This is a genomic window from Bacillus sp. SRB3LM (assembly GCF_015712745.1).
GTDB classification, from domain to species: domain Bacteria; phylum Bacillota; class Bacilli; order Bacillales; family Bacillaceae_G; genus Bacillus_A; species Bacillus_A thuringiensis_K.
This window is the reverse complement of record NZ_VWVQ01000017.1, coordinates 90,100-103,987: the sequence shown is the minus strand read 5'-3', so window position 1 is coordinate 103,987 and position 13,888 is coordinate 90,100. Positions and strand designations below refer to the sequence as shown.

Genomic DNA, 13,888 nt, shown 5'->3' with positions numbered 1-13,888 from the left:
ATGTGGTATGATGGATACTCGGAGGTGTCTCTCATGATTGTAGCGACGCTAGAAAGCGTATTAATATTAGATAAGGCAGAGCAGCTTGCAAAAGCGATTATCTGTTCAGATATAGCAGAAGATTATCGTAAGTATTATAGAGAATTACATGAAGATATGGAACTTCAGAAGCTAATTCAGCAATTTACAGCGATGAAAGAACGGTATGAGGAAGTACAGCGTTTTGGAAAATACCATCCTGACTATACTACCGTTTCGATGAAAATGAGAGAATTAAAGCGTTCTGTGGACTTACATGATAAGGTTGCAGCTTTTAAAAGAGCAGAAACTGCTTTGCAGAAGTTATTAGACGAAGTTAGTGTAGCAATCGGTTCGGAAGTGTCTGCTTCCATTAAAGTGCCAACAGGAAATCCATTCTTTGATGCTGGTGGCTGTGGTGGAGGTTGTGGTACTGGCGGAGGTTGTGGTTGTAAAAAAACGGGGTGATGTACCCCGTTTTTTAGAAGTTGGAAGAAAACGTATACAGAGTTTGTCCTGTAATGTTATAAATTTCTGATCGGTTTTCATAGAATATAAAATATATGTTTTTAAAAGGAGAAGATGGAGAAGATTATGTTCGGGCAACGACAAAGTATGATTGTTTATTTACATTCATTGAAACATGCCAAGATTTTAAGGAAATATGGTAACATACATTACATATCAAAACGATTAAAATATGCTGTAGTATATTGTGATATGGAACAAATTGAGCATATGATGCATAAGTTGAACAAACTTCCTTTTGTGAAAAAGATAGAACAGTCGTATCGCCCGTATTTAAAAACGGAATTTGAAAATTCCCGTCCTGATCGAGCAAAAGAATACGATTATAGCTAATAGAAAAAATCCCCTGCTAAATTTAGCGGGGGATTTTTCACTTGAAATAACGTGTTATTTCATCGGAGGAATGAAATTGTTCATTCGTAAAATACCAATTAAATGATTAAAAAATAGTTCTTTTTCTGGGAAAGTTGTAGATGGTTTTACAGTAAAGGTAGCCACTTTTTTCCCAAGTTGTTCTGCCGTTTCTTCAAATAAAATGACACGTTTACTTTTTTTATTTTCAAATAAAGGAATGCCTTCACGACATATGTATAATGGTTGGAAATCACCAGTAGTAGTTGGTTTTAATATTACAACAAGCGAACACACTTTTTTATCGTTTTTTATCGTTTCAAATTGTAACATATGTGCTATACGTTCTTGATTTGTTTTGGCAATTTCAAGTAATTCATATAAATCAGAGTAGCCTTCTCCAAGTTCTATAAAGCGTTGAATCATATCTTTTCCTCCTCTTTCTTTTACTGTACCATTTCACTTTTTAAATGAAAAGCACACAAAGAAAAAAAACCCTGCATAGCAGGGCCCTTCTTATACTAGCATGTACTAGTAAGAAGGCAAAGGGAGAGGAGAAACCGGAGGAAGAACTTATGGGGAAACGTAAGTCTTCTCCGCGGTTGGCAACAACATCGAAGGTGATGTTGTTATAATTATTTATGTCCAATCTAAATGAAGATATACATAATGAAATTAAATTTTATGTTGGGCTTTTTATTTTTCTTTTTTTTATTTTGTGATAGGATAAAAAAGATAAAGTGGAACTAATATACATATTGGGTTCATATTAGTGAATGATGAGATGAATATATATAAATAACGAGAGGTTATTTAAGGCCGAGTTTTCCTATAGTTAGGTGAATGTGGTTTGTTAGCGGTTACCGAAGTGGAAATGGCTTTCAATAATCCCTCGATAGATTGAAATAAAGGTAGTGACAACAGATGAGAGTAGTTTCAGGAAAATGTAAAGGACACCCACTTAAAGCGGTTCCTGGTAATACAACACGTCCAACGACAGATAAAGTAAAAGAATCTATTTTTAATATGATAGGTCCTTATTTTGATGGTGGTATCGCCCTTGATTTATTTGGTGGTAGCGGTGCTCTTGGAATTGAAGCTTTGAGCAGAGGGATCGATAAAGCAATTTTTGTTGATCGGGATAGTAAAGCGATAAAAGTAATTCATCAAAATTTAGAAAGTTGTAGAATACAGGAACAAGCTGAAGTATATCGAAATGATGCGGAACGTGCAGTAAAGGCGTTAATAAAACGTGAAATGTCATTCGATCTTATATTAATAGATCCTCCATATAAAGAGCAAAAAATTGTATCTTTAATTAGTGTAATGGATCAACATGGATTGCTGCATAGTGATGGATTAATTATGGCAGAGCATGGTAATGATGTGGTTTTACCTAATTCAATAGGTAGGCTTGTAAAAGTACGAGCTGAGAATTATGGGATTACTGCAATATCGATTTATAAGTATGAAGGTGAGGGGACAGAATGACAAGTATAGCTATTTCTTCAGGAAGTTTTGATCCAATTACCCTTGGGCATCTGGATATTATTAAAAGGGGAGCAAAAGTATTTGATGAAGTGTACGTAGTCGTTTTAAACAATTCATCAAAAAAACCATTCTTCTCAGTTGAAGAGCGATTAGAACTAATTCGAGAAGCGACAAAAGATATCCCGAATGTAAAAGTAGATTCGCATAGTGGGCTATTAGTAGAGTATGCAAAGATGCGTAATGCAAATGCAATATTACGTGGTTTACGAGCAGTTTCTGATTTTGAATATGAGATGCAAATTACTTCTATGAATCGAAAATTAGATGAAAATATTGAAACATTTTTTATTATGACAAACAACCAATATTCATTTTTAAGTTCGAGTATTGTGAAAGAAGTTGCGAGGTATGGAGGAAGTGTAGTAGATCTTGTACCTCCTATTGTAGAGCGTGCTTTAAAAGAAAAGTTTCAAACCCCGTTAAAGTGAACGGGGTTTTTCTTTATACGTGCGCAAAAATAATAAAATTACATATAAGTATAGACAAAATAATGTGAAAATTGGTCCGTAATGTATAAAAGATGTCCAAATTTCATGTAGTATAGAAGGGTGCTTGGATAAAAATACAGGAATATCTTGTGGCATAGGTGAGAAAGAACTCACTTTCTCATAAAACGGTGTCCAAAATACAAATGTAAAAATAGGGGCAAGGATACTTTGAATAATTCGTGCGAAAAAATAGGGTTTAAATCGGATATCTGTTTCAGCTAATATGCTAGCAATTTGTGCCTGAATAGAAAGACCGCTAAATGCTAAAATGAAGCTTGTTACCATAGCTTGTTGTAAGAGCGGTGTTTCATTTATTTGACTAATCATTTGGCTTCCGAGTGTCATTTCGAAAATACCTGATAATATAGGTATACTAAAATCTGTACTTAGTTGGAAGAATGATAAAATATATTGCATAATAAAAGAAAGAGCTGCTGTAATGTGGAATACAGTAATCATTTTATTTAACACAGAGAATAAAATAATAAATCCACCAATCATAAGTAATGTTTGAATAGAAGAAACAATTGCATCCCCAAGTAATTTACCAATTGGTCTTTTTTCTTGTAAGCGCGTCTCGTGGAGAATTAAAAAAGGGTTTTGAAAACGACGTTTTTTTGTAGTGTGTGTATTATTTTTGTAAGCGGTATTATCGCCGTGAAAACGCATAATTAATCCGACAGCAAAGTTACTGAAATAATGGGCAGCGGCTAATATAATTCCTAATTTCGGATTATTAAAAAAACCGATAGAAACAGCACCGAAAATAAAAAGTGGATTAGAAGAATTTGTGAAAGAAACGAGGCGCTCCGCTTCAATCTGAGTTAAAAGATTGCTTTTTCGTAGTCTAGCGCTTAATTTGGCGCCTGCAGGGAAACCAGAAGCCATTCCCATCGCCCAAACAAATCCGCCTATCCCTGGAACGCGAAAAAGTGGGCGCATGAGTGGTTCTAATATAACGCCAATAAATTTTACAACACCGATACTAATTAGAAGTTCCGCAATGATGAAAAACGGTAGTAGTGAAGGGAATACAACTTCCCACCATATATTTAACCCGCGAATAGAAGCTTGCAAAGCGGCTTGGGGGTGGAGTACAAGAGAAAAGGTTAAAAATAGCGTTGATATGGTAAGGAAAGCGGTTTTCCATTTTTCATACATGTAAGTAAATCCCCCTTTGTCCCAAAAAACGTTCATTTCAGTATACGTGGATACGTAGTGAATTTAGACCATAAGTATGAAAAAGGAATGAAAAAAATTAAAGGGTGAGAAAAATGAAAGAACCAAAGATTGGTTTAGCACTTGGGTCTGGAGGAGCGAAAGGGTTTGCTCATATTGGTGTAATAAAGGTTTTAAGGGAAGCGGGTATCCCTATTCACATGATTGCAGGAAGTAGTATGGGGGCGTTAATAGGTACGTTTTATGCGGCAAGTAGTAACGTTGAAAGATTGTATAAATTGGCATCTGTTTTTAAGCGGAAGTATTATTTAGATTTCACGGTACCGAAAATGGGATTTATTGCTGGAAAACGTGTCAAAGATATGATTAAAATGTTTACATATAATAAAAATTTAGAAGAGTTAGATATCCCGACGGCTGTTGTGGCTACTGACATATTGAAGGGGGAAAAAGTGGTTTTTACAAGTGGGCCAGTTGCAGATGCGGTGAGGGCTAGCATATCTGTTCCTGGAGTGTTTGTACCAGAAAAAATAGATGGACGATTATTAGTGGATGGTGGAGTCATTGATCGCATCCCAGTATCGGTTGTGAAAGAGTTAGGGGCCGATATTGTTATCGCTGTTGATGTATCTCCAATTAAGGTGAATGGCGATGTTACGTCCATTTATGACGTAATCATGCAAAGTATTGAAATTATGCAGCATGAGCTTGTAATGAATCGGCAAATTGCATCGGATTTAATGATGCGACCAGCTGTAGAGCAATTTAGTTCACGTGCTTTTACAAACATTGAAGATATTATTCGAGTTGGAGAAGTAGAAGCAGAAAAACATGTTTCAAATATTTATTTATTAATTGAGCAGTGGAAGGAGAAACATAATGTTTAAGCGTTTTCGGTTTATATATGCAATCTTAATAGGGGTTATATTGGCGATGTTACTTGTTTACGTACGTTTACCGTATTATGTAACAAAACCAGGAATGGCTGCCAAATTAGAGCCTTACGTTCAAGTTGAGGGTGGAACGAAAGAATCTGGTGATTTTATGCTTGTTACGGTTTCAATGGGACCAGCAAATGTGGTGAATTTAATAGCGGCACAGTTTAATAAATATACACATATTTCGAAAGCGGAAGAAATATTGCAAAAAGGTGAGAGTGATGAAGAATATCAATTTCGCCAAAATTATGCGATGAAAGATTCACAAAATGCAGCAATTTATAATGCATATAAACGTGCAAATCGCTCAGTATCTTTTGAAAATAAAGGTGTATTAGTTGCTGGTGTGGCAAAAGGAATGCCGTCAGAAGGAAAGCTTAAGCTTGGTGATGTTATTATAGCTGTTGATGGAAAGACATTTGAAAAGACGGAGCAATTTATTGAATATATGACTGGAAAAAAAGAAAGCGATGCTGTAAGTATTGAGTACATGAGAAATGGAAAACAATTGAAAGAGAATTTAAATGTAAAGACGATTCCTAATGGGAATGGACGTGTCGGTATAGGTGTTTCTATCGTTACGGAAAGAGAATTAGTGGTCGATCCGAAAGTGAAAATTAATTCTCATGAAATTGGTGGACCATCTGCAGGTTTAATGTTCACATTAGAAATATATAATCAACTTGTGGAAGAAGACTTAACCAAAGGACATGAAATAGCTGGAACAGGTACAATTAATGAAAAAGGAGAAGTGGGCCCGATTGGTGGTATAAATCAAAAAGTGGTGGCTGCTAGCGATGCCGGGGCTGAAGTGTTCTTTGCGCCAAATGAAAAAGGTGCGGAGAAATCGAACTATAAAGATGCACTTGAGACTGCAAAGGATATTAAAACAAAAATGAAAATTGTACCAGTAGATACGCTGGATGATGCGTTAACATATTTAGAAAAGATGGATAAGGAAAAACCTCTCTGAAATAGAGAGGTTTTTTTATAGGAATTTTGTAGATGTTTCATCATAGCGAATAGGATGGTGTGTTATATCCTGTTTTAATAGTTGCGTGCGTAACGGTTCGTGCATGATGGAGAAATATACAGAGTTTGCTTTTTTCTCTATATCTAAAGCGGCATGGTCAAATGTTTTTGTATGAGTAAGGATTGGAAGTTCGATTTTTTTCTTGTTTTTTGAAAGATAAGTTTGTCCTTTTTGTGACATGCCTAGCAGGCGAATATATGGTGCGTGTTGTTCTATATTTGCGCTACGTATTTCCTCTTTTGTTGTGTTTGTTAAAATGTGTGTACAAGCTCTTTGTAATCTAGTCCATGTATAACGTTTTGTTTTTAATGCTTCCATGAATGAATAGAAGGAGGAACTGTTTTGTATTTTTGATAAAATACGATGCTCTAAACCTTCTTCTATTTCATATATATGTCGTAAGTCCCCTGGAGACATCGTCATGAGTTTATATTTGAAAAATGAAAAGTATTGTTCCCAATTATGTAATATCCCGTAGTTTTGTTTGTAATTTGCTAAAAGCGAAGTGGTTGCCTGTGGGAGAAAAGGTTCAATTGCTGTAAATGATCCTTCTTCGCTAAAGAGTTGTTTTCGGATGCTTGTCGCGCTTGCAATATGTTGGTCACTAAATGTTTCATCATGATAATGAGCGGCAAATCTTTTTATAGTTTGAGCTTGTATAGAGCTATTTTGTGACAGGATTGCTTTCATATATTGGAAGCCTAAAATATTATTTGGTTGTGACATATCTATGTTTTTTTCGGATGTTAAAATGTGTGAGAAAGCATCCGATGTTGCTTTTGCATAACTATTACCAGCGCCCATGAATTGTTTTACAAGGCAGTTAAAAGTCTCTTCTTCGTTTTTTTGTACGGAGATGGTATTATAAAAATTTTCGATTTGTCCATCCTCACTACCGAAACAAATTTCAGAAACACGTAGAGCATTTAAAATGGAAATAGCACCATTTGCGAAGGTTTCAGCCTTTTGTGTTGCAAAGACGTATGGAAGCTCTACAACAAGGTCTACGCCGTTTGCTAAGGCCATTTTAGTGCGATACCATTTGGAAATGAGTGAGGGCTCACCACGCTGTAAAAAAGGACCACTCATAACGGCAATTATTATATCGGATTGTGTTAACTTTTTTGTCTGTTGCACATGATAAAGATGACCGTTATGAAAAGGGTTATATTCAACAACAATACCACCAGCTTTTATGGTAATCTCTCCTTTCGATGTAGCATCTTTTTGAAAAACGTGATACTCTATATATTATTTACTATGATGACTTCATTATAGTGTAAAGAAAAAACATTGACAAATATAAAATGGCTAGCTATAATTTTGTTTGTTGCCTTGAGGTGATATGATATGAAATGGTCCATCCATCAATTGAATAAATTGAGAAATAAAGGATTGACATTGGATGAGATGGTAGATGTAAGTGAGCTAAAAGAGGTCGAGAAAGATATTCGTGAAATTAATCCTGTTCATGTAACGGGAAGAGTTGATTTTGGCTCCGGTAAGTTTACGTTTCATCTACATATAACTGGAAGCATGGTTTTACCATGTTCTCGCTCTTTAGTAGATGTGACATTACCATTTGACATTAAAACAACTGAGGTGTTCCAAACTTCACAAGAAGAATTTGAAACTGAAGCTGAAATTCACTCTTTAGAAGGAGAAGTACTTGACTTACTGCCCGTAATCAAGGAAAATATACTTTTGGAGATTCCAATGCAAATTTTCAGTGATGATGTTTCTGGTGGAGCACCGACGCAAGGTCAAGACTGGCAAGTGATTTCGGAAGAAGACAAAGAAAAGACTGTTGATCCAAGATTGGCAGGACTTGCAAAGTTTTTTGACAAATAATCGGAAGACTGGTTCAGGCCTTCATATGAAAATAACTATTTCTTTTAAGGAGGTGGGAAGAATGGCTGTACCTTTTAGAAGAACTTCTAAAACAGTAAAAAGAAAGCGTCGTACGCATTTCAAATTATCAGTACCTGGTATGGTAGAGTGCCCAAGCTGTGGTGAAGCGAAATTAGCTCACCGTGTATGTAAAGCATGCGGTACTTACAAAGGTAAAGAAGTAATCAGCAAGTAATTGCGGGAAAATAAACGCAGAAGATATCTTCTGCGTTTATTTTTTTTGTCTTAATCTTTAGTTGTTGTATTCTATCTTTTCTAGTAACTGCATATGCTTAATAAAAAATGCATAGGGAGGACTAGAGAGATGGCGACAACAAGACAAGATGCTTGGACTGATGATGAAGATTTGCTTCTGGCAGAAGTAGTACTCCGGCATATTCGAGAAGGTGGAACACAACTTTCTGCCTTTAAGGAAGTGGGAAAAAATTTATCTCGTACACCAGCAGCATGTGGGTTTAGATGGAATTCTTACGTAAGAAAGCAATTTAAAGAACGTATTGAGGAAGCAAAGCAACTTCGTAAAGTAGAAAATTATGAAGTGAAAGAGACAAAGGTGTTAGAACCTATGTCAATTACGTTGAATGATGTTATTGATTTCTTGCAAAATTATAAAGATGAAAACTCTTTAACGGTGTTGCAACAACAAGTTGAATCATTACAAACAGAAAGAGAGCGTCTTCTGGAGCGGTTATCAGTATATGAAGAAGAGTATAGAACATTACTTGATTATATCGATCAAAAAAGAAGTGTAATGGTAGCGGAAAGAAACAATGCTCGCTCGAATGAGAAGTTAGAGAAGCTTAAGAAATAAAAAAACAGCTGTTATACAGCTGTTTTTTTATTTCTTAAGCTGATTCTTCGTTTGTAACCGCATTCAAATTTGCTTCTGGATGCCAAATATAAAAATCTCCATCAGTTACTGATACGGGGTTGAAATTTAATTTATCCCAAAAACCAGCTGAATGAATACGTGCTATCGTTTTAATAGGGAATTGCATTTGTTTCGCATGATTTACAAGCATTTGCCCGAATCCTTGTTTTTGAAAAGTTGGTAATACTTCAAGTTTATAAAGTTCGAGGTAGGGACCTGTAATTTCGAATGGTTCTCCGCCATTTCTTTTCATATATAGACTCATACGTGCAATTAGTGATCCACCGTAATAAATACCGTAAAATGGAGATTCACTGTCGTTTTCAATAATGTTTGCTTGTAATTCTTCCAGCATAGATAGTTCCTGGGCTCCGCACCCTTTAAATTTTTTGAATTCATCTAACGTTTTATAATTGATGAGCAAGCGCTCAACTTTTGGGAATCCCATTACATCACATCCTTTTCTTGTCTCGTTGAATGCAGAAAAGTAAAAATATTTACAATAATATTATAACTCATTTTTTTATTTTTATGAAGAAGATAGTATATTTCTTTTTTTATTTTTTTGAGGATTTGCTAAACTAAGAGTAGAAGCGTATTAATAGGTAGTACATACATAGTGAAAAATGAGAGTGTATTTGTTGGGCAAAGGACAGCGGAATTATAGGGCGTGCTCATGTGCTTTAAAAAGATATAAAGGGGGGAAGGCAAGGGCACTTAATGTGAATTCCTTGTGTGAAAATGAAAATTGGAATTGTCGGACCAGGTGCTATTGGTCTATTGTATACATTTTATTTACAAAAAAATAACCAAGATGTTACGTTGTTTACTAGGACGGCTAAGCAGGCGGAAGAATTGAAGGAAACAGGTGTAACTTGTATTAGAGATGGAAGATGTGAAACAGTATATCCATCTGTTTTACCGATAGAAAGTATGGTAGCGCAAAATTTAGATTATATATTTGTTGCTGTGAAGCAATATCATATAGATGACATACTACCGTTTGTGGAAGGGGCATCATCATTAATCTTTTTGCAAAACGGAATGTCGCATCTTCAAAAGATGCTGAACATAGGGAGTGAAAATATAGCTGTTGGTATTGTAGAACATGGTGCGAAAAAAGAGGGAGGGCATATCGTTCATCATACTGGGATAGGGGTAACAAAATTTGGAGTGGTTTGTGGTCAATCTATACATTTTAAAAAAATATTCAATTATTTTCCTGTTGCTTATTTTCCAGTTCAAATAGAAACGGATTGGGAAGAGATTATGCACAAAAAATTAGTAGTAAATGTATGTATCAATCCGTTGACAGCATTATTGGGAGTTAAGAATGGTGAATTAATCACGAATCGTTTTTTTTATCAAATGATGGAGCAAGTGTTCCAGGAGGTCGCATTTCTTATTAGAGGAGAAAAAGAAATGATATGGCAAATGGTACGAAATGTGTGTGAAGGAACGTCTCGTAATACATCCTCTATGTTAGCGGATGTAAGAGCGAATAGACAGACGGAAATTAATGCGATTGTTGGATATGTATTAGAAGAAGCTAAGAAACAGCAACGAACAGCTCCGACACTTCAATTTTTGTTCGATGCAATAAAAGGTTTAGAAACAAGAGTATAAGTGTTATTCTTTGCTTTTACGTGAAACATTGACTACAATGTGGATTGGTGAGAGAACTGGATACGAAAGGAAGAATTATATGGAGATAAAAGAAATCTCTGTTCCGCAACAAGGTGTTGTAGCGGACTATATGAACGGTAAAAAAGAGATACAGTCATGTTTTGATTATGTGTTAACAGAAGATGCTTTTAAACAACGTTTACATGATTTGCGTGAAAGGGAGTTTTTCCGCCAAGATTTAGTAGCGCATTTATTAGAATATAATACAAAATTACAAGCGGGAGAATCTACAATTCAAAATGTAAAAGCGCTTGGAGATGAAAATACATATGTTGTTATAGCTGGACAACAAGCGGGGTTATTAACTGGACCGCTTTATACAATTCATAAAGTTATTTCAATTTTACAGCTTGCAAAGGAAAAGGAAGTAAGTTTAGGAGTTAAAGTTGTCCCTGTCTTCTGGATTGCGGGTGAAGACCATGATATGGATGAGATTAACCATACTTTCGTAGCAAAAAATAAAAAGTTGAAAAAAACAATTTTTTATGACCGTAATCCGAAAAAGGCGAGTGCTTCTGAGTCTGAACTTTCTGTTGAAGATTGTAGAAATTGGATTGAAGAGATTTTTAAAACATACCCAGAAACAAATTTTACAAAGGATGTATTAAAATTTGTTGATGATGCTTTGAAAAAATCGAATACGTATGTAGATTTCTTTGCTCATCTTATTACGAAAATCTTTGCTAATTCTGGTTTAATCCTTGTTGATTCACATCATCCTGAATTAAGAAAGTTAGAAATTCCATTTTTTAAGCGAGTTATAAGTAAGTATAAAGAGGTACAAGAGGGCCTTCGAAATCAGCAGGAAGTAATTAAAGAACTAGGATACAAACCGATTATTGAAACGAAGTCTCATGCAGTGCATATATTCATGGAAATAAATAATGAACGAGTATTGCTTGAAGAGCATCAAGGTAAGTTTGTTGGAAAGGATGGGGCGCATTCCTTTTCATACGAAGAATTGATTGAAGAGATGGAGAGAAATCCGGCGCGTTTTAGTAATAACGTTGTAACACGTCCTCTTATGCAAGAGTATGTATTTCCTACGCTCGCATTTATTGGAGGTCCAGGAGAATTAGCTTATTGGAGTGAATTACAACAAGTATTCCATACTGTCGGTTTTCAAATGCCACCTGTCGTTCCTCGTCTTACAATTACTTATATGGAGAGAGATATAGCGACAGATTTATTTGATTTGCAATTGAGAGAAAGTGATCCATTTTTAAATGATGTCGATAAATTGCGTGAAAACTGGTTGTCCAATCAAATAGAGGAACCGATTGATGATCATTTTGAAAAGGCGAAAAAAGAAATTGCTGATATTCATACATCTTTACAGCAATTTGTAAAGAAAATAGAGCCAGGGTTAGGTGCGTTTGCAGGGAAAAACGAATTGAAAATTAATGAACAAATTGAACTGCTGGAAAGAATGTTGAAAAGAAATGTTGAGAAAAAGTATGAGGTTCAGCTAAATAAATTCCGTCGTATACAATTCGCACTTCGTCCATTAGGTGCACCACAAGAACGTGTGTGGAATGTATGTTATTATTTAAATCAGTTTGGTTTGGATTTCGTTGATCGTGTAATGGAAAACCCTTTTTCTTGGGACGGAAAACATCATGTTATAAAACTATAAAATCTTGCTCTTTGGAGCAGGATTTTATTTTTATTCCGTTGAATTTACTGTGAAGTGATTTTTTTCTGAATTATCAATCAAAAAATGTTGGATATGGTAATTGTGCTGGATACTTAAATATATGACAAAATAGCACAAAATGTAAACGTATTATTCGCTTTTTCGACAGTTTTTTATTTAAATTCCCGCAAAAGATGATAAAATTTAGTATATAATAAAAGAAAATAGCGATTTGTATAGTATGTTGCCTTTGTTGGTAAGTTAAATGAGTCGTTCTTTCGTATTATTTCATTCTCTAAGCGTGAAATATGTGTTTAGAGGAAGGGATACATTCAACATAATTAATTGGAAAAAGAGTAGGTGCAACAATGTTTAAACACGTAACAGTGCTTTTAAAGGAAACAGTAGACGGCTTAGATATAAAGCCAGATGGTACATATGTAGATTGTACACTGGGGGGAGGAGGACATAGTTCTTATTTATTATCCCAATTAACTGAAGGTGGAAAATTAATAGCGTTTGATCAAGATGAGATAGCGATTCAAAACGCGAAAGAAAAGTTCTCTTCATACGGTGAACAGTTTATAACAGTAAAGAGTAACTTCCGTTATTTAGCTGAAAAACTGCAGGAAATAGGTATAACAGAAGTAGACGGTATTTTATTTGATTTAGGTGTTTCATCCCCACAATTAGATACACCAGAACGAGGCTTTAGTTATCATCATGATGCACCGCTAGATATGCGGATGGATCAAGATGCCCCATTAACAGCGTATGATGTTGTAAATAGCTGGTCATATGAACAACTTGTAAGGATTTTCTTCCAATACGGTGAAGAAAAATTTTCAAAACAAATTGCAAGAAAAATTGAAGCTTATCGTGAGAATAAAGCTATTGAAACGACAGGAGAATTAGTAGAGCTAATTAAAGAAGGTATTCCGGCTCCAGCTCGTAGAACGGGTGGGCATCCTGCTAAGCGAGTGTTTCAGGCAATTCGTATAGCTGTAAATGATGAATTAAAAGTATTTGAAGAAGCATTGGAATCTGCTATTGAGATGGTTAAGCCAGGTGGAAGGGTTAGTGTTATAACATTCCATTCATTAGAAGATCGTATTTGTAAAACAACGTTTAAGCGAAATAGTACAACGCCACAATTGCCGCCAGGATTACCGATTATTCCTGATGAATTTAAGCCGAAATTAAAGCTTATTACAAGAAAACCGATTTTACCTTCTGATATAGAGCTAGAAGAAAATAATCGTGCGCGTTCTGCGAAGTTGAGAATCGCTGAAAAACGATAAAAGGGAGAGAGAGGTATGACTAATTTAGCTGTAAAGTACAAACAACAAGCGCAAGAAGAGGTGCAAATTCAAACGCCCCCACAGCAGATGGCTAAGCCGAAGATTAAAGCGAAAATTACAAGAATCGAAAAACTGTTGTATGTAGCGTTTATTGGCTTTTTATTGTATGCCTGTGTCGCGTTTATTGGAAATAAAGCAGGCCTTTATCAAGTTAATGTAGAAGCAGCGACGATAGAAGAAAAAATTGTACAGCAGCAAAAAGAAAATCAAGAATTACAAGCTGAAGTAGAGAAGTTAAGTCGCTATGAACGAATCGCTGAAGTTGCAAAAAAACACGGGCTAGAAATTAATGCGAATAATGTGAAAGGCCTCAAATAAGGCAATAGGTGTGAAGGAA

17 protein-coding genes are annotated in these 13,888 nt (G+C 35.3%); 13 read left to right on the top strand and 4 right to left on the bottom strand.

Annotated features, from left to right (window positions below):
- Positions 1-33: 33 nt before the first annotated feature.
- Both F3I02_RS11430 and F3I02_RS11425 read left to right on the top strand, forming a co-directional pair.
- On the top strand, positions 34-486 hold the full coding sequence (locus F3I02_RS11430) for a YlbF/YmcA family competence regulator (RefSeq protein ID WP_000634363.1): 453 nt from the start codon (positions 34-36) through the stop codon (positions 484-486).
- A gap of 126 nt (positions 487-612) precedes the next feature.
- Positions 613-879, top strand: coding sequence for a YlbG family protein (locus F3I02_RS11425; RefSeq protein ID WP_002082261.1), 267 nt, complete (start codon positions 613-615; stop codon positions 877-879).
- Positions 880-933: 54 nt separating this feature from the next.
- Here the strand turns inward: F3I02_RS11425 and F3I02_RS11420 are convergent, their stop codons facing one another.
- Positions 934-1,323 (bottom strand): DUF7147 family protein, encoded by a 390-nt coding sequence (locus F3I02_RS11420; RefSeq protein WP_196478009.1) that lies wholly within the window; start codon positions 1,321-1,323, stop codon positions 934-936.
- A 498-nt stretch (positions 1,324-1,821) separates the two neighbouring features.
- Between F3I02_RS11420 and rsmD the strand changes: the two genes are divergently transcribed.
- Positions 1,822-2,388: a 16S rRNA (guanine(966)-N(2))-methyltransferase RsmD gene (gene rsmD, locus F3I02_RS11415; RefSeq protein ID WP_196478008.1), complete on the top strand. Its 567-nt coding sequence runs from the start codon at positions 1,822-1,824 to the stop codon at positions 2,386-2,388.
- Positions 2,385-2,876, top strand: coding sequence for a pantetheine-phosphate adenylyltransferase (gene coaD / locus F3I02_RS11410; protein WP_000200601.1), 492 nt, complete (start codon positions 2,385-2,387; stop codon positions 2,874-2,876). Before rsmD ends, coaD begins: the two co-directional genes overlap by 4 nt.
- Here coaD and ylbJ read toward each other — a convergent pair.
- On the bottom strand, positions 2,868-4,097 hold the full coding sequence (ylbJ, locus tag F3I02_RS11405) for a sporulation integral membrane protein YlbJ (protein WP_000273081.1): 1,230 nt from the start codon (positions 4,095-4,097) through the stop codon (positions 2,868-2,870). The genes coaD and ylbJ overlap by 9 nt on opposite strands.
- Before the next feature lie 113 nt (positions 4,098-4,210).
- Here ylbJ and F3I02_RS11400 point away from each other — a divergent pair, with 113 nt between their 5' ends.
- Together F3I02_RS11400 and F3I02_RS11395 are read left to right on the top strand one after the other, a co-directional pair.
- Entirely contained in the window at positions 4,211-5,002 is a 792-nt protein-coding gene (locus F3I02_RS11400) for a patatin-like phospholipase family protein (protein WP_000662590.1), read from the top strand.
- Positions 4,995-6,026, top strand: coding sequence for a SepM family pheromone-processing serine protease (locus F3I02_RS11395; RefSeq protein WP_000476298.1), 1,032 nt, complete (start codon positions 4,995-4,997; stop codon positions 6,024-6,026). The genes F3I02_RS11400 and F3I02_RS11395 overlap by 8 nt, the downstream gene beginning before the upstream one ends.
- 15 nt (positions 6,027-6,041) lie before the next feature.
- Here the strand turns inward: F3I02_RS11395 and F3I02_RS11390 are convergent, their stop codons facing one another.
- Complete coding sequence (locus tag F3I02_RS11390; RefSeq protein WP_002164157.1) at positions 6,042-7,223, bottom strand: nucleotidyltransferase; 1,182 nt, start codon at positions 7,221-7,223, stop codon at positions 6,042-6,044.
- Between the two features lie 213 nt (positions 7,224-7,436).
- On the opposite strand from F3I02_RS11390, the gene F3I02_RS11385 reads away from it, so the two are divergent.
- From F3I02_RS11385 to F3I02_RS11375, 3 genes are all read left to right on the top strand, one after another.
- Positions 7,437-7,937: a YceD family protein gene (locus tag F3I02_RS11385; RefSeq protein WP_000872149.1), complete on the top strand. Its 501-nt coding sequence runs from the start codon at positions 7,437-7,439 to the stop codon at positions 7,935-7,937.
- A 61-nt stretch (positions 7,938-7,998) separates the two neighbouring features.
- Positions 7,999-8,172 carry a 50S ribosomal protein L32 gene (rpmF, locus tag F3I02_RS11380; protein WP_001984764.1) on the top strand — a complete coding sequence of 58 codons (174 nt, stop codon included), beginning with the start codon at positions 7,999-8,001 and terminating at the stop codon, positions 8,170-8,172.
- A 129-nt stretch (positions 8,173-8,301) separates the two neighbouring features.
- Positions 8,302-8,808: an RsfA family transcriptional regulator gene (locus F3I02_RS11375; protein ID WP_000246464.1), complete on the top strand. Its 507-nt coding sequence runs from the start codon at positions 8,302-8,304 to the stop codon at positions 8,806-8,808.
- A 34-nt stretch (positions 8,809-8,842) separates the two neighbouring features.
- On the opposite strand, the gene F3I02_RS11370 is transcribed toward F3I02_RS11375, so the two are convergent.
- Positions 8,843-9,316 (bottom strand): N-acetyltransferase, encoded by a 474-nt coding sequence (locus tag F3I02_RS11370; RefSeq protein WP_000506692.1) that lies wholly within the window; start codon positions 9,314-9,316, stop codon positions 8,843-8,845.
- Between the two features lie 293 nt (positions 9,317-9,609).
- Between F3I02_RS11370 and panE the strand changes: the two genes are divergently transcribed.
- From panE to ftsL, 4 genes are all read left to right on the top strand, one after another.
- Positions 9,610-10,494: a 2-dehydropantoate 2-reductase gene (panE, locus tag F3I02_RS11365; protein WP_002164156.1), complete on the top strand. Its 885-nt coding sequence runs from the start codon at positions 9,610-9,612 to the stop codon at positions 10,492-10,494.
- A gap of 79 nt (positions 10,495-10,573) precedes the next feature.
- A complete protein-coding gene (gene bshC / locus F3I02_RS11360) occupies positions 10,574-12,190 on the top strand; it encodes a bacillithiol biosynthesis cysteine-adding enzyme BshC (protein ID WP_000403070.1) in 1,617 nt (538 codons plus the stop codon).
- 368 nt (positions 12,191-12,558) lie between these two features.
- On the top strand, positions 12,559-13,491 hold the full coding sequence (gene rsmH, locus F3I02_RS11355) for a 16S rRNA (cytosine(1402)-N(4))-methyltransferase RsmH (RefSeq protein ID WP_000472508.1): 933 nt from the start codon (positions 12,559-12,561) through the stop codon (positions 13,489-13,491).
- Between the two features lie 15 nt (positions 13,492-13,506).
- Entirely contained in the window at positions 13,507-13,869 is a 363-nt protein-coding gene (gene ftsL / locus F3I02_RS11350) for a cell division protein FtsL (RefSeq protein ID WP_196478007.1), read from the top strand.
- The last annotated feature ends 19 nt before the right edge of the window (positions 13,870-13,888 follow it).